This is a genomic window from Nocardia sp. CA-084685 (genome assembly GCF_050955785.1).
Lineage (GTDB): Bacteria > Actinomycetota > Actinomycetes > Mycobacteriales > Mycobacteriaceae > Nocardia.
Genome location: NZ_CP192094.1, coordinates 7,239,371 through 7,258,993 on the forward strand (window position 1 = coordinate 7,239,371; position 19,623 = coordinate 7,258,993).

10 protein-coding genes are annotated in these 19,623 nt (G+C 65.8%); 5 read left to right on the plus strand and 5 right to left on the minus strand.

Annotation, left to right across the window (positions count from 1 at the left end):
• Positions 1 to 54: 54 nt before the first annotated feature.
• Together ACQP2U_RS32200 and ACQP2U_RS32205 are read right to left on the minus strand one after the other, a co-directional pair.
• Entirely contained in the window at positions 55 to 7,206 is a 7,152-nt protein-coding gene (locus ACQP2U_RS32200) for an SDR family NAD(P)-dependent oxidoreductase (protein ID WP_433710891.1), read from the minus strand.
• A 58-nt stretch (positions 7,207 to 7,264) separates the two neighbouring features.
• The gene (locus tag ACQP2U_RS32205) at positions 7,265 to 8,863 is read right to left on the minus strand and encodes an acyl-CoA carboxylase subunit beta (RefSeq protein ID WP_433710892.1); all 1,599 of its coding nucleotides are present in this window, start codon (positions 8,861 to 8,863) and stop codon (positions 7,265 to 7,267) included.
• Between the two features lie 564 nt (positions 8,864 to 9,427).
• On the opposite strand from ACQP2U_RS32205, the gene ACQP2U_RS32210 reads away from it, so the two are divergent.
• From ACQP2U_RS32210 to ACQP2U_RS32220, 3 genes are all read left to right on the plus strand, one after another.
• A complete protein-coding gene (locus ACQP2U_RS32210) occupies positions 9,428 to 9,817 on the plus strand; it encodes a hypothetical protein (RefSeq protein ID WP_433710893.1) in 390 nt (129 codons plus the stop codon).
• 69 nt (positions 9,818 to 9,886) lie between these two features.
• Positions 9,887 to 10,603: an ABC transporter ATP-binding protein gene (locus ACQP2U_RS32215; RefSeq protein ID WP_433716647.1), complete on the plus strand. Its 717-nt coding sequence runs from the start codon at positions 9,887 to 9,889 to the stop codon at positions 10,601 to 10,603.
• Complete coding sequence (locus ACQP2U_RS32220) at positions 10,600 to 13,092, plus strand: FtsX-like permease family protein (RefSeq protein ID WP_433710894.1); 2,493 nt, start codon at positions 10,600 to 10,602, stop codon at positions 13,090 to 13,092. The genes ACQP2U_RS32215 and ACQP2U_RS32220 overlap by 4 nt, the downstream gene beginning before the upstream one ends.
• A 67-nt stretch (positions 13,093 to 13,159) precedes the next feature.
• Here ACQP2U_RS32220 and ACQP2U_RS32225 read toward each other — a convergent pair whose 3' ends face one another.
• On the minus strand, positions 13,160 to 15,316 hold the full coding sequence (locus tag ACQP2U_RS32225; RefSeq protein WP_433710897.1) for a protein kinase domain-containing protein: 2,157 nt from the start codon (positions 15,314 to 15,316) through the stop codon (positions 13,160 to 13,162).
• A gap of 263 nt (positions 15,317 to 15,579) precedes the next feature.
• On the opposite strand from ACQP2U_RS32225, the gene ACQP2U_RS32230 reads away from it, so the two are divergent.
• Positions 15,580 to 16,467, plus strand: coding sequence for a hypothetical protein (locus ACQP2U_RS32230; protein ID WP_397032581.1), 888 nt, complete (start codon positions 15,580 to 15,582; stop codon positions 16,465 to 16,467).
• Here the strand turns inward: ACQP2U_RS32230 and ACQP2U_RS32235 are convergent.
• Both ACQP2U_RS32235 and ACQP2U_RS32240 read right to left on the minus strand, forming a co-directional pair.
• Complete coding sequence (locus tag ACQP2U_RS32235; RefSeq protein WP_397032706.1) at positions 16,464 to 17,129, minus strand: response regulator; 666 nt, start codon at positions 17,127 to 17,129, stop codon at positions 16,464 to 16,466. The two genes, ACQP2U_RS32230 and ACQP2U_RS32235, sit on opposite strands and share 4 nt — an antisense overlap.
• A gap of 200 nt (positions 17,130 to 17,329) precedes the next feature.
• Positions 17,330 to 18,562 (minus strand): sensor histidine kinase, encoded by a 1,233-nt coding sequence (locus ACQP2U_RS32240; RefSeq protein WP_433710898.1) that lies wholly within the window; start codon positions 18,560 to 18,562, stop codon positions 17,330 to 17,332.
• A gap of 168 nt (positions 18,563 to 18,730) precedes the next feature.
• Here ACQP2U_RS32240 and ACQP2U_RS32245 point away from each other — a divergent pair, with 168 nt between their 5' ends.
• A complete protein-coding gene (locus tag ACQP2U_RS32245) occupies positions 18,731 to 19,471 on the plus strand; it encodes a hypothetical protein (RefSeq protein WP_433710899.1) in 741 nt (246 codons plus the stop codon).
• Positions 19,472 to 19,623 lie beyond the last annotated feature (152 nt).

Genomic DNA, 19,623 nt, shown 5'->3' on the forward strand with positions numbered 1-19,623 from the left:
GAAGACAGCGTATTTCGCCGTCCGTAGCCGGAGATCTACCGAACGCCGGAACAGCTAGCCGGCCCGGATGGCCCGGCCGTGGGGCGGGATTCGTTCGAACGTTTTCGTCAGCTGTTCGATCAATTCCGGGAGGTGGTTTCGGAGATAGAAGTGATCCCCCTGGTAAACGTGGGTTGTTACGGAACCGGTCGTCTGCTTATCCCATCCCGCCAGGTGCTCGGGCTTGCAGAGCGGGTCATCGTCGCCGGTGAACAGCACAACAGGGCAGTCGAGCGGAACAGATGCGGCAGTGTATTGATAACCGCGGTACATCGTGTAGTCGTAGCCCAAGGCCTGTGTGGCTCGTTCGAGCAGACTGGGTTCGTGCCTGATCTCCTGCGGTATGAAGGCCAACGCCTCCAGAGCCTCCGGACTCGGGTGACGGAAAAGGCGTTCCGACAGCTGGGCCATTCCTGGGCCGTCGGGTGCCGGTACGGCCGAAATCCCGAGCGTCACCGGAGTGATGGCGTGGCCGACCCACAGCGCACGAGCGGTCTCGAACGCCAGCAGGCTACCGCCGCTGTGCCCGAAGAATGCGAACGGACGACGATCCGGGTCCGCCGCGATCATTGCCGCGAGTTCTTCAGCCAGCGCGAACAGATCGCGCCGTGGTTCCTCCTCGGCCCTGTCTTCACGTCCAGGCAATTGGACGGCGTGCAACTCGACATGCTCGGGAAGCAGATCGCTCCACGGCAGGTAGGTCGATGCCGAACCTCCAGCGTGTGCGAAGCAGAACAACCGTGTCGCGGCGTCGGGCCGTGGCGCAAACGTCTTGAACCAGCGTCCGGCCGCGACGACGGTGTCGGTAGGAACGGCATGCGTCTGCTCATCGTCCGTCCCCGCCTCCAGATCGAGGCGTTCCAGGAGATAGTCGACCAGCTCGCCCGCACTGGGATGCGTCCACACGATGGTGGCGGGGATCTTCATCTGCAGGTCCGCTTCGAGCCGATTGCGCAACTGGAGCGCGGTCAGCGAGTCGAATCCGAGGTCGGACAGCATCGTCTTCGAGTCGACCGAGGCACTGCCGAGTCCGAGTATTGTCTGCATGCACACACCGAGGTAGCTCAGCGCGAGCCGGATCCGCTCATCGGGCGCGGCGGTCCGCAGCCGGGAGTTGATGCCGTCGTCGCTGCTCACGTCGGATTCCTCCGCCGCTCGCGCCGGCATGTCGGCGAAGAACCGAGATTCGGCCGCACCGGGAGAAGCGTGGAACCAGTGTTCGGGGTCGTAGATGAAGACGCCCGCGTTGGTCCGCTCGTGGTCGATCAGATCCGCCAGGCAGCGCAGACCCTCGGCGGTGCTGAACGCCGCGTACCCGTGCTGGCCCAGCTCCGTTGCCCGGCCGGCCTCTCCCCACACGCCCCAGTTGATGGCTTGTGCCGGCAACCCGCGCGCCCGTCGCCATCTGGCGAAAGAGTCGAGCCAATCGTTGGCGGCGGCATAGTTGCCCTGTCCCGGGCTGCCGAGAAGCGAAGCCACCGAGGAGAACAGCACGAACCAGTCGAGTGGTAGCTCACAGGTTGCCTCGTGCAACCGCCACGCGCCGGTCGCCTTCGGCCGCCATACCCGGTCGAGCCGGTCGGCACTCAGCTGGCTCAGAGCACTGTCATCGAGGACCGTCGCCGCGTGCAGTACCCCGGACAAACGCCGCCCGTCCGCCGTTGCCGCCGTGACGAGTTGTTCGGCGACACCAGGTTCGGCGATGTCGCCGCGGATGATCTCGATCTGCGTACCCGCCGCGCGAATGTCGGCCAGCACGGCGAGAGCCGATTCGGAAGGCGCCGATCTGCCATTGAGCACGATCCGGCCGGCACCGCGGTCGGCGAGCCAACGGGTGATTTCCAGGCCGAGCCCGCCGAGTCCGCCGGTGACTACGTAGCTCGCGCCTTCGCGCACGATCGGCGTGCTGCCCTCCGCAGCCGCGACCTCGATCTCGCCCTCTCGCGGAACCGTCAGGATCAGCTTGCCGATGTGCTTGGCAGCAGCCATGTATCGCAATGCGGTGGCCGCCTCGGTGAATGGAAATTCGGTACAGGTCGGCGGGTCGATACGACCGGCGGTGAACTCCCGCACCAGTTCGTTCAGCAGATCCCGGATCAGAGGCCGACGTTCTCGTCCGAGGACGGCCAGATCTACGGCGGCCACCGTGACGTTGCGGCGCAACGCCAGCAGTCCCAATTTGGCATTGGCGTAGATATCGCGTTTGCCGATCTCGAGGAATCGACCGCCGAGGTTCAGCACTTCCAGGCCCGCGAAGAGTGCGGGTCCGGATAGCGAATTCAGCACGACGTCCACTCCTTCGCCGCCGGTGGCAGCGAAGGTCTGGTCGACGAAGTCCAGTGAGCGGGAGTCCATCACGTGCTGCACGCCGAGTTCGCGGAGGTAGGAGCGCTTGCGATCGCTGCCCGCCGTGGCGAGTACTTCCGCACCGAGCGAGCGCGCGATGGCGATCGCGGCCAAGCCGACTCCACCAGTGCCCGCGTGGATGAGGATTCGCTCGCCGGCACCGAGGCGGGCGATCCGGGTCAGCGCGTACCAGGCGGTCAGGTAGGCGGCGGGCACACCGGCCGCCTGAATATCGGTCATCGCTTCGGGCACGGGAACAACAACTTCCGCGGGCATGGTGACAAAAGTGTCCGCCGTGCCGTCGTGGAACGCCATGACCCGATCGCCGACCCGCACGTGGTGCACTCCAGAACCGATATCGGTGACGACGCCGGCGCATTCCAGGCCGAGTCGGCCGGAGGTGCCGTGCAGGTCGGGGAACATGTCGAGCATGTGCATGACGTCGGCGAAATTCAGGCCGATGGCCGTGGTCCCGATCTCGACCTCACCGTGCCCCGGGGCGCGACGCGGTCGGGCGACTACGCCGATCGTGTCCAGATCACCCGGGCGAGCGATGTCGAGCGAGATCCGGTCACGACCGTACCGCTGGATCCGCTGTGGCCGTGTTCGCCAGGTTTCGTCGCTGATCCGAGCGTTGACCAGCCGAGCCGCCCAGCGTTGCCCGCCTCGCCATACGATCTCGTCGTCGGGACCGTCGGCGAACAGCTCGGCAACGAGATTGCGCAGGTCGCTTGTGCCCGGTTCCACGTCGATCAAGGTCGTGCGCAGACCGGGGTGCTCGCACATCGCCACCCGGCTCACACCGCGCAACCCAGCGTGCTCGAGGGTAGGCACCTCGTCTCCGGCGATCGCCTGCGCACCTCGGGTAATGATCCACAGCCGAGGTGTGCCGGTCTCGGACTCGGACAACAGCACGGTCAGATCGATCAGACGCATCACCTCGTCGCGGCACAAGTCCGCGATATCCGGCGCTGCTGAAGCCGATGAGGTCGCGAAGAAGACGACGTCCGTCACGGAGGTGAGCGCGCTCGTCACTGCTGGCGCGGGCGACGACGTACCCGACGCTCGGGCGTTCAGCTGTGTCGCGGTCGCTCCGGACGCGGTCAGTTCGGCAGACAGAGCCGCCGACAGTGGGTTGTCGTCGTCACCGAGCAGCAGCCATGTCCCGCGTGCACTGGTCGTCCCTTCCAGCGGCACAGATGTCCACCGGATCTCATGGAACAATCGCTCATGCCCGCGGGTGGGTGTCTTCCGCTCCATTGGCGCGAACCGCACGTTGGTTGCCTCGGCCAGCACGGAGCCGTCCGCCGCGAATATTCGCAGCTGACCGATCGCGCCGTCCGCCGAAGCCGAAACGAGTGCCGCCTCGCAATATGCTGCCGCACCGGTTGCGGCGTAGACCCGCAGTGATCCGACACCGACTGGGAACAGCATGCTGGTACCCGCACTGCCGGTGGCAGCGACTGCCGAGATGAGCAGAGTCTGCAGGCAGGCATCGAACAGGACCGGATGCAGGCTCACTTGGCCGGCGAGGGCACGGGCGGCGGGCGGCACAGCGACACGCGCGAGCATCCTCCCGTCCCCGGCGCGGCGCAGACTCTCCAGTCCGGCGAACGCTGGGCCATGGTGGTAGCCGTCCGCGCGAAGTTCCGCATAGCTGCCCTCGACGTCGATCTGCTCGGGATAGAGCGCATCCAGGGCAGCGGGATCGACCGGCTCGAAACCGATCCCCTGAGGCAGGTACCGCAACTCGGCGGTCGCGTGGGTGATCCACTCGTCGTCGCCATCACCCTTGCTGACCATCTCCACGATCGCGGTGTGATCGCCGCGTGGACTGAGCGAGGTGTGGAGCGTGGTGTGTTCGCGCACCGGCAGTAGCCGGACGAATCTGATGTCGGACAGCTGTACATGCTCTACGGCGCAGTCGAAGAATTCGATTCCGGCTGCCAGTGCCGTCTCGCAGTACACCGCGCCCGGCAGTACCGTGACGCCTTCGACTCGATGATCGGCCAGCCATGCTTGTGCCCCGGTACCCACGTCGACCTGCCACAGATGCCTGCGCCCGGCCTCGGGGACGACTGTGTGTATACCGAGCAGCGGTGGCCGAATCTCGTCCGCCAGCTGTCGCGCCGGGTGCGGCAGCGGCAGATCGATCCAGTGGCGGATCCTGTTCCATGTGGTCGCCGGCGCTGCGACGAGGGTTCCGTGCCCATGACGCTGGCCGAAGTCGATGGGAACACCCACGCGGTACAGACGGGCCAACTGGCCGGTGATGGTGCGCAGGTCGTCGTTGTCGCGGCGAATGGTATGCGTGACAACCGCGTCGCCGTCGATCTCCTGCAGCGTCTCACGCATCGCGTGCCCGACTATGGGGTGTACCGAGACTTCGAGGAATACGGCATGCCCATCCTCGGCGGCCGCCTGCACCGCATGGGCAAACCGGACCGGTTTGCGCAGATTGTCCGCCCAGTAAGCGCCGTCGAACAGCACGGTTTGCCGCGGATCGTCGGTGACGGTGGAGTAGAACGGCACAGTGGGCCGTTCAGGCCGGATATCGGAGAGCGCTCCGATCAGCTGAGGAGCGTAGGGGTCCAGATGCGGTCCGTGTGCCGCCACGTCGGACGCGACGAATCTGGCCATGAGCCCACGCTGCTGCCAGTCCTCGACAATCTGTCGCACCGGTTCCGGGCCGCCCGCGATCACGGTCGCACGCGGTGACGAGATGACCGCCACCGTAACGTCGGCGACCCGACGCAGTTCCTCCGCCACCTCCTGGTGCGGCAGGTCCACCGATGCCATGGCACCGGTGCCCGCCAATGGAACCAGCTGGGCGGCGCGGCGGCAGCTGACTCGCACGCCGTCCGGTATCGACAGGGCACCACAGACCACCGCGGCCGACACCTCGCCCATCGAATGCCCGAGTACCGCCGCCGGTCGCAGACCAAGGGACCGCCACACCGCGGCGAGCGCCACCTGGGTGGCGAACAGGGCGACCTGCACGCGGTCGATCTCGGTGACCACCGTCGGGGCGCCCAGCGTCTCGGTCACCGAGAAGCCGGCCTCCGCGGCTACTAGTGGCTCCAGTTCGGCGATCGTCGCGGCGAAGACCGGATCCTCGTCGAGCAGTCGACGTCCCATACCCGCCCACTGCGAACCCTGCCCGGAGAACACCCACACCGCCCCTTCGGCGGCGGCGGCGCGAACCGTGTCGTCGAGCGAATCGTCCTGGTCATCGCCCGCGGCGACTCGGTCCAGCCCGTCGATGAGCTCGTCCACGGACTCGGCAACCACACCCGTCCGAGACCGGTGATGCGAACGTCGTACCGCGAGCGTATGCACCACATCGCCCAGTTCGACCCCGTCGCGGTTGTCGGTGAGCCAGCGGGACAGCCGCGCGGCGGTCGCACCGAGCATCCCGGGCGCCGTCGCCGAGAGCGGCACCAAGACCGGACGCGGTGTGGAGTCGGTCGCCGTCTCGGCGGTGGACGGATCCGTGTACTGCTCCAGAACAATATGAGCGTTGGTGCCGCTGAATCCGAACGACGACACTGCTGCCAGCCGCGTCGGCGCGTCCACCGGCCACTCGGTCGGCTCGGTCGGCACGAAGAAGCGGGTGCCTTCCGGAGAGATTTTCGGATTCCACTGTTGGAAGTGCAGATTCGGCGGGATGACACCGTGCTGGAGCGCGAGGACGGCTTTGATGAAGCCCGCGATTCCCGAGGCCGATTCCAGATGGCCGATATTCGATTTCACCGAACCCAGCGCGCATCGTCCCGCGCCGTCGCCGTAGATCGGCGTCAGCGCGCGGAATTCGATCGGATCGCCGACCTGGGTCCCGGGGCCGTGGGTCTCCACCAGCCCCACCAGGCCGGGATCGATGCCCGCCTGTGCGACCGCGGCAGCGTAGACCATGCGCTGGGCATCTTCGGAAGGGTGAACGAGTCCCTGCGATCGTCCGTCCTGGTTGATCGCGGAGCCGCGAATGACCGCGAGCACCCGGTCACCGTCGCGTTGCGCGTCCGAAAGCCGTTTGAGGACAACGATTCCGACGCCCTCACTGCGCACCAGACCATCAGCGCGCGAGTCGAAAGCATGACAGCGCCCGGTGGGTGAGAACATCCCCCATTGCGTTCCGGAAAGCATGAACTCCGGGGTCAGCATGATGTTCGCACCACCGGCCAGCGCGAAATCGGCTTCCCCGGTTCGCAGGCTCTGAACGGCCAGATGGGTAGCGACCAGCGATGACGAGCAGGCGGTGTCGATGGCGACACAGGGGCCGTGCAACCCGAGAACATAAGAGACCCGCCCTGCCGCGGTGCAGTGCACATTTCCGATGGTCGCGGCATAGGCATCGATCGCGTCGTAGTGCGTGCCGAGGCGGACGGCGTTGTCCTGGCTCCACAGTCCGACGAACACACCACCCTGGGATCCCGCGACATCGCGTGGTGGGATGCCGGCGTGTTCCAGTGCTTCCCAAGAGGCCTCCAGCAGCAGCCGATGCTGCGGGTCCATCGACGCGGCCTCCGCGGGAGAGATACCGAAGAATGCGGCATCGAAGCCGGTGATGTCGTCGAGTGTGGCCGACCAACGAGTGTTGGAGCGGCCTCGCACTTCTCGATCCGGGTCGTAGAAGGCGTCGACGTCCCACCGGTCGAAGGGTCCCTCACGCACCGGGTCCCGCTTCTCGATGAGCAGCCGCCAAAGATCGTCCGGCGACTCGACCGAACCCGGCATGCGGCAGGCCATCCCAACGACCGCGATAGGTTCGTCCAGTCGCCGCGGCTCGTCCATCAGCAGATGTGCGATATCACCGATCACCATCGGCATTTCCTTTCAAACAACTACTCCGACTGGTACCGGCGCAACAAGGTGGGTTTCTCTACAGTGGTATGTTTCCGTGCCGCTTCGGATGCGATGGCTCGCGCTTGTCGTTCATGATGGAAAGTGCGGCTGCAATATTCCGCCGCGTCTCGGATGGCGCGATCACCGCATCGACATATCCGCGTTCGGCGGCTCGATAAGGCGTGCAATGGGTTTGGTCGTATTCGTCGATCAGCTTGCTGCGAAGAGCTTCGGGATCCGCTGCGTCGACGATTTGGTCGCGGTACAGAATATTTCCTGCGGCCGCGGCGCCCATCACCGCGATCTCGGCGGTCGGCCAGGCGAAGCAGATATCCGCGCGCAGGTGCTTGGAGCCCATGACAACGTACGCTCCGCCGTAAGCCTTACGAATAATCGTGGTGATCTTCGGAACCGTGGCCTCCGCGTAGGCGTACAGCAGTTTCGCACCACGTCGGATGATGCCATTCCATTCCTGGTCGGAGCCGGGCAGGAATCCGGGTACGTCGACCAGTGTGACGATCGGGATATTGAATGCGTCGCAGGTCCGCACGAATCTCGCGGCTTTTTCCGATGCGTCTATGTCCAGGCATCCGGCGGATTTCAGTGGCTGATTTGCCACGATCCCGACCGAAGTCCCGTTGATCCTGCCCAGGCCGCAGATGATGTTGGGTGCGAACAGTTGCTGTACTTCGAGGAAGTCGCCATCGTCCACGATGGCATCGACCACCGCATACATGTCATACGGCTGGTTCGCGGAGTCGGGGACCAGCGAATCCAGCGCGGACCCGGCCCGGCTCTTCCCCGCGGCATAGACGGGCGGGAGACTGTAGTTGTTGCCTGGTAGGTAGGACAACAGATCCCGCACATAATCGATCGCGTCTTCCTCGTCCTCGGCGAGATAGTGCGCATTGCCAGAACGAGAGTTGTGCACCTGAGCGCCGCCGAGTTCCTCGAGCCCCACCCGCTCGCCCACGGCGACGGCCAGTACATCGGGGCCGGTGACGAACATATGTGATGTCTTGTCCACCATCACGACGAAATCGGTGAGCGCCGGCGAGTACGCCGCGCCTCCAGCGCACGGGCCCATGATGATCGAAATCTGCGGAACGACACCCGACATGCTGACGTTCCGGAAAAAGATCTCACCGTAGAGCGCCTGCGCGATCACCCCCTCCTGGATTCGCCCACCGGCTCCATCGTTGATGCCCACCACCGGACAACCCGCCTTGGCGGCCAGATCGAGGATCTTGCAGATCTTTTCGCCATGCACCTTTCCGAGCGTGCCACCGAAGACGGTGAAGTCCTGGGCGAACACCACAAGCGGCCTGCCATCCACGGTGCCATGGCCGATGACCACGCCGTCGCCGTTCGGATGGTCGTCCACATCCGAATCGGTCGAATGGTTCCGTGCGAAGGCATCGAGTTCGACGAAGGAGCCAGGATCGAGCAAAAGCGCAATGCGTTCTCTGGCAGTCTTCTTGCCACGCGACCGTTGCCTGGCAAGTGCACGCGGCGTTCCAGGGGATCTGGACCGGGCTGTCAGATCGTGTAATCCCGCGAGCTTCGCCGCCGTTCCATACCAACCCGTGCCAGGCTCGGTCGTGTGCCTGTCCGCGATCGGATTGTTGGTCACCATGAACGACTTTCCGGGGTCAGAGATAGCGAGCAGCGAAGATTTTTCGCCATCGAATCGTGGGTCGCGACGGTATCGATCCGAGCCGATCCGGTCAAGCCCGCCGGGGCGTGCTGTATCAGGGCGGTCACCGCTGATCCGGTTGTCGGTCGGGCAGTGAATGCTGTGCACGTAGTGTCCTGTTCTGCGGATTCGGTGCTGTTGGTAGCGGCACGAGGATTGGGCCAGCTCCAGGTCGAGGTAGCGGCGGCCTTTCGAATTACCGAAAAATCTTTAACATCCGTTGACAAAGCACGCCGCGACCGCGACGACCCGACCACGCTCGCGTCTGCTCGATGTTGTTCACATCCGAGCTGATCGTCGCGTCCGACAACCCGGCGACGTCGCACAGCACGAACCCGGCCAGCACTCGGTCTCCAGCGCCACCAGGTCGGAGCCGGTGCATCGTGCTCAGAGCGGGCCGCGGCTCCTACCCCGGTAGGAGATCGATTCGCGTCCCTGGCACGAAGACACCGTATTTCGCCGTCCGTAGCGTGAGATCTACCAAATCACGGAAGGACATAGGCGATGTCCGATCATTTCGAACGGCCTGCGAACAATCGCTACGGCGAACATTTCGACGGACCGAACAGTCGCAATGGATGGGAAGATCATCACCGTCGAACCGAGATCGTGCACACCGTACTCACCCGCGCGGCGATCGATCCGGCAAGTCCCGACCTGTTCGCGGAGATCCCGGAACTGGACCGGTTGTTCGGCGGACCGGAGGGCCTCTTGCTCGCGTTGCGATATCGGTGGAATATCCATCTCGACGCGAAATTGGAGCAGGCACTGGTGCAGGGCCAATCCGCGGTGGAGGCCTATGTCGAACTCGCCGCCGAACAACCGGTCCTGCGCGCCGTGCTGGACGCGCAATATCGCCGCCGAGTTCGAGCAGCCGAGGCGATGGCGCGATAACGCGCGGTGCGACACTGTGGTGCGCCACAATCCAAGATCGGATAGTTGAGAAAGAGGGTGGGGACCGCCATGTCGGACCGGGCCATGCTGGAACTGACCGAGATCACCAAGGAATATCGGGTCGGCGACCAGACGGTGCGCGCACTGGACGGTATAAGCCTGCGCGTCGAGTCCGGTGAATTCACCTCGATCATCGGACCCTCCGGCTCGGGTAAGAGCACATTGCTGCATCTGCTCGGCGCACTCGATACCCCCGACTCCGGGTCGATCCGCTTCCAAGGCGAGGAGATCGGCAACCTCGATGACGAGCGGCAGTCCGAATTCCGCCGCCACCGTGTCGGTTTCATCTTCCAGTTCTTCAACCTGCTGCCGACCCTCACCGCCTGGGAGAATGTCGCGATCCCGAAGCTGTTGGACGGCACCGGATTACGTAAAGCCAAACCGCGCGCACTCGAACTGCTCGACCTGGTCGGGCTGAGCGATCGCGCCGCCCATCGGCCCGCCGAATTGTCCGGCGGTCAGATGCAGCGCGTCGCGGCGGCGCGGGCATTGATCATGGATCCGCCGCTGATCCTGGCCGATGAACCGACCGGCAACCTGGATTCCAAGACCGGTGCGTCCATCTTGAAACTGCTCGGCGACATCGCGGGCAACGGTAATTCAGTGGTTATGGTGACCCACGATATGGGCGCGGTCGAATATTGCGACCGGGTGATCACATTGCGCGACGGGCGAATCGGCGCCAATGACAAGGTCGATAACGCCACGCGGACAGTACGCGCATGATCGGCGCGGCATGGGATCGGCTGCGGCTGTTCAATATCGGTGAACTGCTCGCCCACCGCGGCCGCACCCTCATGTCACTGGCGGTGATGTCCATCTCGGCATCGCTGCTGGTCGCGGTGTTCAGCATTTCCGGTTCGGTCACCGGTTCGGTGGACCGGCTCACCCGCAGTCTCGGCGGCAAGGCGGTGCTGGAGGTCACCGGGATCACCGATGCGGGCTTCGATCAGCGGGAACTGCAACCGATCGCGACCACTCCCGGCGTCGTCAAGGCGGTGCCGATGCTGCGCGCGCAGGTCGGCTCCGGTGCCGATAAGGCGCTGCTGATCGGCGCGGACACCAGCATCACCGCACTCGGCAGCGATCTGGGCGGGCCGATGGCCGCGCAGGCGAGCAAGATGCTCACCGTGCCGAACGGTGTCCTGGTCGGGTCCGGGATGGGACGCGCCGAAGGGGAACAATTCCCGCTCGGCACCGGAACCGTCACCGTCGCAGCGGTTCTCGATAAAAAGACCTCGAAGCGACTCAATGGCGGCCACATCATCGCCGCCCCGCTCGGGCTCGCGCAGAAACTCACCGACCGCGTCGGGCGGCTGGACTCGATTCAGATCATCGCGGCCGACGGCACCGATGCCGACCGGTTGCGCGAGGCGCTGACCACGGTGGTCGACGGCCGCGCTGTGGTCGCCGATCCCGGACTGCGGACCGCACAAGCCGGTGGTGCCATCCAGATCGTGCGGTACTCGACGCTCATGGCCTCGGCGGCCGCCCTGATCGTTTCGGCCTTTCTGATCTACAACGCGATGAGTATGGCCGTCGCCCAACGCAGGCCGGTGCTGTCCATGCTGCGGGCGATCGGTGGCAAGCGCGGGCCGATGGTGCGTGATCTGCTGGTCGAGGCGGCGCTGCTCGGCGTGCTCGGCGGAGTCGGTGGCTCGGCGGTAGGGGCAGCCATGGGAGGCGTCACGATCGACAGACTTCCCACCGCCATCATGCAATCGGTGGAGGCACGCACCGAATACATGGTGCCCGGGTACGCGATTCCGGGGGCGATCGGCGCCTGTGTGGCGGCCAGTGTGCTGGCCGCCGCCATCGCGGCGCGGCAGGTGTACAAGGTCGAACCGATCGAGGCGCTGGCGCCGGTGGGAGTGGCGCGCACCGATACGACAAGTGCGGCGCTGCGCTGGACCTCGATCGTGCTGGGCGTCGGGCTGGTTGTCGGCGCGATTGTCATTGCCGAGGCGGATCTGGGACGCGTGTCACTTGCCTCGATCTCGATGTCGTTCGCCGGGGCGGTGACGCTGTGCTTCGCCGCCACCGGACCGATCGTGCGGGCCGCCGCGGCGATCGCCGGACGCTTCGGCGCACCGGGCACGCTCGGGGCCACCACCCTCGAACGGGCACCGCGGCGAGTGTGGGCCACCGCGATGACGGTGACGATCGGCGTAGCCGCCACCGTCGCGATGGGCGGGAGTTCGCGCAATATGGTCGATTCGGCAACCGCGTCCTTCGCGGGTTTCAGCGATACCGATCTGTTCGTCAGCACCAGCTCGATGGAGCAGTTCCCGACGGGGCCGTTGCTGCCCAATGGATTACGCGAGAAGATCGCCCAGGTGCCCGGAGTCGAGAAAGTCGGGCCAGCGCAGATGGCCTTCGCCACCCTCGGCACCGGGCGGGTGATGCTGCAGGGCTATCCGAGCGAGGCGGACGAATCCGAGACCGGCTCGGTGAGTCGAGAAGTCATGGCCCATTTTGCCACTGGAGCGGGGGTGGCGATCTCGCGGGATGTCGCGCGATCGCTCGGCGTCAGCACCGGGGCCGAACTGACCCTGCCCACCCCGACCGGCAACCACACCGTGCGGGTGCGGGACGTAATTCCCTACATCTCGGCCATCTCGGGTGTGGTCGTGATGAATCTCGACCAGATGCGCGCGTGGTACCAGCGACCGGGCGAAACCGTGCTAGCGGTGCATTTCCGACCGGGCGTGGACAAGTCCGCGGTGCAGGCTGCCGTGCGGCGCGTGGTGCCCACGGATATCCACGTCGACACCGGCGCGCAGGCGGTCGTCGCCATCTCCTCCAGCCTGCGGCAGGGCTCGGCGATCAGTTACGCCATCCTGTGGATCGTGGTGTTGGTGGCGACGGTGGCACTGCTGAACACCTTGATGCTCTCGGTCTTGGAACGCCGCCGCGAACTCGGCGTACTGCGCGCCATGGGCACCAGCCGCAAATTCCTGACACGCTCGGTGCTCGCCGAGGCAGTTGGCATCGGATTCATCGGCGCGGCAATAGGTCTCGCCGCCGGCGCGGCCATCCAATATCTGGCGACCGTCGCTGTCGGGCACGCCCTGACAATCGACATCACGTACGAGCCGAGCCCGATGCTGCTGGTGTACGGCACCGCCGCATTGGCATTGGCGCTGCTCGGATCGATTCCGCCAGCGTTGCGTGCGGCACGGATGCCGATCGTGGAGGCGCTGGCTGTCGACTGAGCCGGCTGGGTCGTAGATTCTTTCCGGAGGCCCGATAACTTACGCAATTCAGCTGTCCTGCAAGTTATTACAGCGGCGCTGCGTCCCACCATGCGGTTAGTGCGTCCTGGGCAGTTGGGGTCGGCGGGACGGTTTGTACCCCTCCAGCCGTGCCGTGGTTGCTCACGTACACCAGGAAATTCGCGCGGGCGGGGTCGGATTCGAAGCTCACCACCAGTTTGGCTGTCTGGTAGAAGGGCTGAAGTGGGCCCGGTGGGTCTTCTACGGTCCAGCGGTGCGTGTTGACCGGGATCCCGCTTTTCTTGCCGGCCGTCGCGACATTGGCGGGTAGGGCCTGGACCACGGCTCGGGCGTCGGCGGCGGAGGCGTATTCGAGGATGGTGTAGCTCATCTGGGTGGTGGTCTGGGTTTCGCGGTGGCATTCCCAGGCGGTGATCCAGGGACTGGATTTCAGGGATTCGTCCTCGATCCTCAGCGGTTCCCCGGCCGCCGATGCCATGCAGCGCGCGTCTTGATATGCCTCGCCGAAGTCTTCCTTGCCCTGTGGTGCCAGATTCGGAAACAGCCTGCGGCTCTTGGCAAGTGCATCGGATGCAGCGGCCGCCGTCGTGGCGGTAACCGGTGGCGGCACGGCGACATCGGACGGACCTTGCGACTCCCAGCCGACGACCACGAGCGTGCCCATTACCGTGATCACCGCGACCACGATGCCGACGGCGATCCAGCCGACCAGCACCGCCGTGCTCCGGCGGTGGTCCGGAGTCGATTGCGGGCCAATGGCATTCGGTGCGAAGGGGGACGGCGCGGCACCAGGCGGCGATTGCGTCGGCTGACCCGGTATCGGTGGTCCTTGCGTCGGCTGGCCCGGAATCGGCGAGCCCGGCCCAGCTGGGGCCTGCATCGGCTGGCCCGGTACCGCTGCGCCCTGCATCTGTTGACCCTGGACCGCCACGCCCTGCATCTGTTGCCCCGGCGCCGCTGGCCCCTGTGCGCCCTGCTGCGGCGGAACGGCCTGCTGCGGTGCCGCCGGATATGCCGCAGCTTGCGGCGCCCCCGGCTGAAGTGGAGCTGCCGGAAAGCCCACGGCTTGCGCCGATGGCCCCTGCGTCGCCGGTGCAGCCGGCTGCTGCGCAGGTGCCGCCGGGTAACCCGCTGCCTGCGGCGCCCCCTGTTGCGGTGCCGGTGGATAGGCCTGCGGCGCACCATATCCCGCAGGACCGACCGCCTGCGTGGACTGTACGAAGGCCGCCTGATCCGCGGGCGCACCGAATCCCGGTGCGGGCGGCGCGGAGCCAACGACCTGTCCCGGATACACCGGGGGAAAGCCGGGATTCACCTGCACGGTGGCGACCGGCGGCGCGGTCAATGCTTTGCGGGCCGCGGCGGCGAATTCGACACATGTCGCGAACCGATGCTCAGGACGTTTGGCCATCGCCTTGGCGAGCACCCCGTCCAGTGCGGGATTCAACCCCTGCCGTCGGGCCGCCAATGGCGCGGCGAGGTGTTGCAGATGGCCGCGGATGATGTCGTTCGGATCGGGGGCGTCGAATGGCGCCATGCCGGTGAACAGCCAGTACAGTGCGCACGCCAGCGAATATTGATCGGTACGGTTGTCCAGCTCGGCACCGGTCATCTGCTCCGGCGAGGCATAGGACAGGGTCGCGCTGAACATGCCGGTCTGGGTGAGGTGAGTGGAGTCCTCGCGCAACCGGGCGATGCCGAAGTCGGTCAGGAAGACCCGCTCGCCCTGCCCACCGCTGGGGCGAGCCAGCAGGAAGTTGGCGGGTTTCACATCCCGATGCAGCACGCCCATGCCGTGCGCGTAATCCAGGGCCGCGGCGACCCCCTCGATGATCTGCACCGCCCGCTCCGGCGGCAGCGTCATCGGATCGACGGTCGCCGCGTCGACGCCGTCGATGTACTGCATGGAAATCCAGAGCTGGTTGTCCTCGGAGCCGCGATCGTAGACGGCGACGATATTCGGATGGTCCAGATGCGCGGCCAGATCGGCCTCCCGCTCGAAGCGCGCACGTACCTCGGCGTCGGCGAACAGTTCCCGATTCAGCAGCTTCAGGGCCGTCTGCTTACCGAGTCGGGGGTGTCTTGCCAGGTATACCGAGCCCATCCCCCCTTGGCCGAGCAGCCGCTCCACGGTGAACCCGGCGAACACCTCACCGCTGTTCAGCAACGCGACCCCCTTCAGGTGACTGCGGCCCTCGGACATCGGTCGTCCAAACGCGTAAACAGAGTTGTGAGCCTACCGGGTAGCCCCTTGGCCACGCCGTTTCGAATTCTCCGGGAAAATCGGCGAAACTATCAACAGGGCGTCTTCACCGTGTCAGCCGCTGGCCCGACCCGGTGTTGATCGCGCGACGCCCGGTCACCGACCGGGCGGGTGTGACGAGGATGTTTTTCGCACCGCCGATGGAACAACGGGTGTCTGGTTGTGGCGGTGGGAAGAACGCGGCGGTGAGGTCTACAACAACGATGGTGAATTATCGGGTGGCGCTGCGCGGCGCGGCACTCACGGTTTTGGTCACACTCACCTCCTGTTCGCTCTTACCCAGCACGCACGACGCGCCCGCGGAGCCGGCGCTACCCGTCGAACGGCCCGGTTCCTGGCATCCCGGTTGGTCGATCTCGCGGCCCGATTCACTGGCCGCCGACTTCACCCAGCTACAGCCGAATCTGCTCGGGCAGGTCGGGATGGCGATCATGCCGGTCGGCGGTGGCCGGATGACCATCTTCGGCGACTGGACCAGCGGCATCGCCTGGTCCACCATCAAGGTGCCGCTGGCCATCGCGGCGCTGCGGCACGACCCGACCGGTGTCGTCGAATACGCGCACGAGGCGATCACCGTCTCGGATAACGATGCGGCCGAAGCGCTGTGGCAGTCGCTCGGTGACGGTGAAGAGGCCGCGCGGGCGGTCCAGGGGGTCCTCGACGAGGCCGGTGACGCGCTGACCAATGTGTACGGACCGAAGACAAATCTGGATTACAACGCATTCGGCGCGACCGAATGGACGCTGGCCAATCAGGTGCGTTTCGCCTCGCAGCTGCCGTGCCTGCCCGAATCCGCCACCGTGGTCGAGCTGATGGAACAGATCACGCCGGAGCAGCGCTGGGGGCTCGGCACCATCGAGGGCACCGAATTCAAGGGCGGCTGGGGGCCCGACGACGAAACCGGCGTCTACACGGTCCGCCAGTTCGGCATCGTGCCGACGCGATCGGGCGGTGTCGCGGTCGCGCTTGCGGCACAGGCGGAGTCGGGCACCTTCGAGGACGCGACCGAGCTGCTCGACCGGCTGGCCCGGCTGCTTTCGCGGCACCTCGACGATCTCAACGGCGGTAAGTGCCAACAGCAGCCGCGCTAGCCCGGAGTGACCAGACCGGATTCGTAGGCGAGCACAACGGCCTGCGCGCGGTCGCGCAGATTCAACTTCGAAAATACCTTGGATACATGGGTTTTCACGGTCTGCTCAGCGACGAACAGTGCGGTGGCGATCTCGGTATTGGACATACCTTTGGCGATCAACTCCAGTACCTCGCGTTCACGCGGCGTCAGTGACGCCAGCGCGGGTGTCGGCTTGACCCGGCTCGCGGTGCGGCGGCGGGTGACATCGGCGATCAAGCGGCGGGTGACCGTCGGGGCGAGCAGTGCCTGCCCGTCAGCGACCACGCGCACCGCACGCACCAACTCCTCGGCGGGCGCGTCCTTGAGCAGGAAGCCGCTGGCGCCGATGCTCAGCGCCTCGTAGACGTAATCGTCGATATCGAAGGTGGTCAGCATGAGCACCCGCACCGGCGGGTCGAAACCTGCGGCGAGGATGGCGCGTGCGGCGTCGAGTCCGTTCATCTCCGGCATGCGCACATCCATCAGCACCACATCCGGGCGCAGCCGCTTCGCCTCCGCGACTGCCACCTTCCCATCCGGCGCGTCACCGACCACGCTGATATCGGATTGGGCGGCGAGCAGGGCGCCGAAACCCTGGCGCACCATGGCTTGGTCGTCGGCGATCAGAACAGTAATTGACAGCTCGTCCGCCTCTCCGCGTATTCAGGCCATATCAGTCAGGCGCGTGATCGGTAGCCTTCAGGTCCTGCGGCTGGTGCAGCACCAGTTTTGGGCGTACCCGATGAGTTACCCATGCACTAACGAAATCAGTTGCCCGATAGGCAAAGAGTCACAATACAGATAGTCGCGCAGATGCCGGTATTCCGTTGTCGTGCCGATGGTCAGACGTCGTTGACAGCGCCCATTGCCGCAGGTGTCACCGGTCTGGGGCCCGGTCCCGGAGTCGAAGCGATCGGCAGCCGAGCCACGACCTCGAAACCGCCGTCCGCACGTGGGCCCGCCGATACCTCACCGCCGACCGCGAGCGCACGCGCCTGCATGCCCGCAATGCCGTGACCGCCGTTGCCGACCGGACGGGCGACGGTCGCACTCAGCGCATTGCCGACGCTCAACCGCAGCGCGTCGCCGCCAATCACGATCGATACCAGCACCGGCGCGCCCGGGGCATGCCGGGAGGCATTGGACAGTGATTCCTGGACGATCCGATACAGCGTGAGGCCGACCGAATCCGGCACCAGATCGAGCAGTCCATCGACAGTCCAGTCGATGCGCACACCGGCCCGGCGGGCACCCTCGAACAGGCCGAGCACATCGGCCGCCTTAGGTTGCGGCGCGTTTTCGGGCAGTTGGCCATCGCTGCGCAGTACGCCGAGCATGCCGCGGATCTCGTTCAATGCCTCGCGGGCGGTCGAGCCGATGGATTCGAATTCCGCGCGCGCGGCGGGACTCACACCCTCGACCCGATACGGCGCGGTCTGGGCCTGCACCACGACGAGAGACATGTGGTGGGCGACGACATCGTGCAGGTCACGGGCGATCCGGGCCTTCTCCTCGAGGATGGCGCGCCGGGCCCGCTCCAGATCGTTCTCCTCCTCCTGGGCCAGCAACTGTTGCCGCGACTGCACCAGCCAGCGCACCAGCATCGCGAACAGCACGACCGCGGCGAAGGCGATCGGCCAGGCCCATGCGGCGCCGGAGATATCGCCGTCGCTGGTCATCGTGGTGGCCAGCAGCAACGAGGTGGCACCCCAGGCGACCGCGACGATCGGGACCGCGGCCCGCAGGGCCACCGCGAACAGCAGCGCGAACAGACACAGGATGTGCACGACCTGGATCGGGATCTCATTGTCCGGCTGATTCGGGATGGCCAGCGCGATGAGCAGCGCCGAGCCCGCGGATATCGCCCACCCCAGGGCCGGGTTGAGCCGGATCAGCAGGATCGGGAACGCGGCGAGTGCGGCGATGAACGGCTGCACCGCGACCGGTACGTGATGGGTGAGGTGCAGTGTCGGCCATGCGACGGCGTAGAAGATCACCGCGAGCAGCACGGTGAACGCGTCGAACCACATCCGCGCGTTCATCCCCTTGATCCAGCTACGACGTTTTTCCCTCATGGCTACGACAGTAGGAAGCCGAGCGGTCGCGGTCCTCATACCCACGGGTGAATTCCGCTCCAGTACCGCAGTGGGAGGACTCGACCGCGCTCCCCCAGCGGCACGGGCCGGTAAACCGCTCTGCGGCGTGAGGTGGCGTAGCGAGATGGATTTCTAGCGTCGAGCACCATGAGCACACCGACCATCGATGCCGGCGCCCGAATCCAACCCATCGCCCAACGCTGTGCCGCATTGACCGCGGCCGCGCTGACCACCATCGCGGCCGCTCTCATGTTGGCGCCCGCCGCGAACGCCGCCACCGTCGAGCGACCGGTGGAGAATGCCTCGGCCGGCGCGGCGGTGGTCGAGCTGACCTCGGGTGGGCCGGGGTCCGTCGATGCGATTCCCGCCGATTTCGCGGAACGGTTCGGCTATCGCCCTGCTGTCGCCGACGGGCTGGTGGTGGATCCGAACGGAGAGTGTTCGTCGCCGGTGACATTGCCCAGCGAGTTCGAAAATGCTTGTAAGGCACACGATTTGGGTTATGACCTGCTGCGCTATGCGGACGCGCATGGTCAGCCACTCGGGGGTTGGGCCAGGCAGGCACTCGATGCGACGCTGGCCGTGCACATGCACGAGGCGTGCGCGGCTCGCGAGGACGGGTTTTCGCGGGCTCGGTGCGATGCGATGGCGAGTATCGCGAATACGTTCGTCGAACTGAATTCGCGCCGGCAGGACTATGGGGCGCCGGTTGTCGAACCCGGTTTCGGGGCGGGGGATTGCGGTTTCATCGTCGGTGGCGGTCTGGTCGCGCTCGGGGCGGCCGGGGTCCTGCCGTCGGTCAGGCGGCGGATCGCGGGTGCGCGGGATCGTCGTCGTGCTTCGGTACAAGTTTCGGATCGTGTAGGCGTTGTGGGGGTTCAGGCATGAGCACGTTGACCACGACCAGACCGGTGTCGGCCGGTGAGATATATGACACGGGTCGGTCGACTCGCCAGAGATACCACTGGAAGACGCTTACCACCAAAGGGTTTCATAGTGCTGTGCGGCCGCGGATCGGCACGACGCTCGCAGTCGGTCTC

Excerpts from the sequence above, each read along its gene's own strand:
- ACQP2U_RS32220 (WP_433710894.1), top strand. The coding sequence starts at position 10,600 with ATGATCGGCGCGGCATGGGATCGGCTGCGGCTGTTCAATATCGGTGAA.
- ACQP2U_RS32225 (WP_433710897.1), bottom strand. The coding sequence starts at position 15,316 with ATGTCCGAGGGCCGCAGTCACCTGAAGGGGGTCGCGTTGCTGAACAGC.
- ACQP2U_RS32215 (WP_433716647.1), top strand. The coding sequence starts at position 9,887 with ATGTCGGACCGGGCCATGCTGGAACTGACCGAGATCACCAAGGAATAT.
- ACQP2U_RS32205 (WP_433710892.1), bottom strand. The coding sequence starts at position 8,863 with ATGGTGACCAACAATCCGATCGCGGACAGGCACACGACCGAGCCTGGC.
- ACQP2U_RS32230 (WP_397032581.1), top strand. The coding sequence starts at position 15,580 with ATGGTGAATTATCGGGTGGCGCTGCGCGGCGCGGCACTCACGGTTTTG.
- ACQP2U_RS32240 (WP_433710898.1), bottom strand. The coding sequence starts at position 18,562 with ATGAGGGAAAAACGTCGTAGCTGGATCAAGGGGATGAACGCGCGGATG.
- ACQP2U_RS32245 (WP_433710899.1), top strand. The coding sequence starts at position 18,731 with ATGAGCACACCGACCATCGATGCCGGCGCCCGAATCCAACCCATCGCC.
- ACQP2U_RS32210 (WP_433710893.1), top strand. The coding sequence starts at position 9,428 with ATGTCCGATCATTTCGAACGGCCTGCGAACAATCGCTACGGCGAACAT.
- ACQP2U_RS32200 (WP_433710891.1), bottom strand. The coding sequence starts at position 7,206 with ATGGTGATCGGTGATATCGCACATCTGCTGATGGACGAGCCGCGGCGA.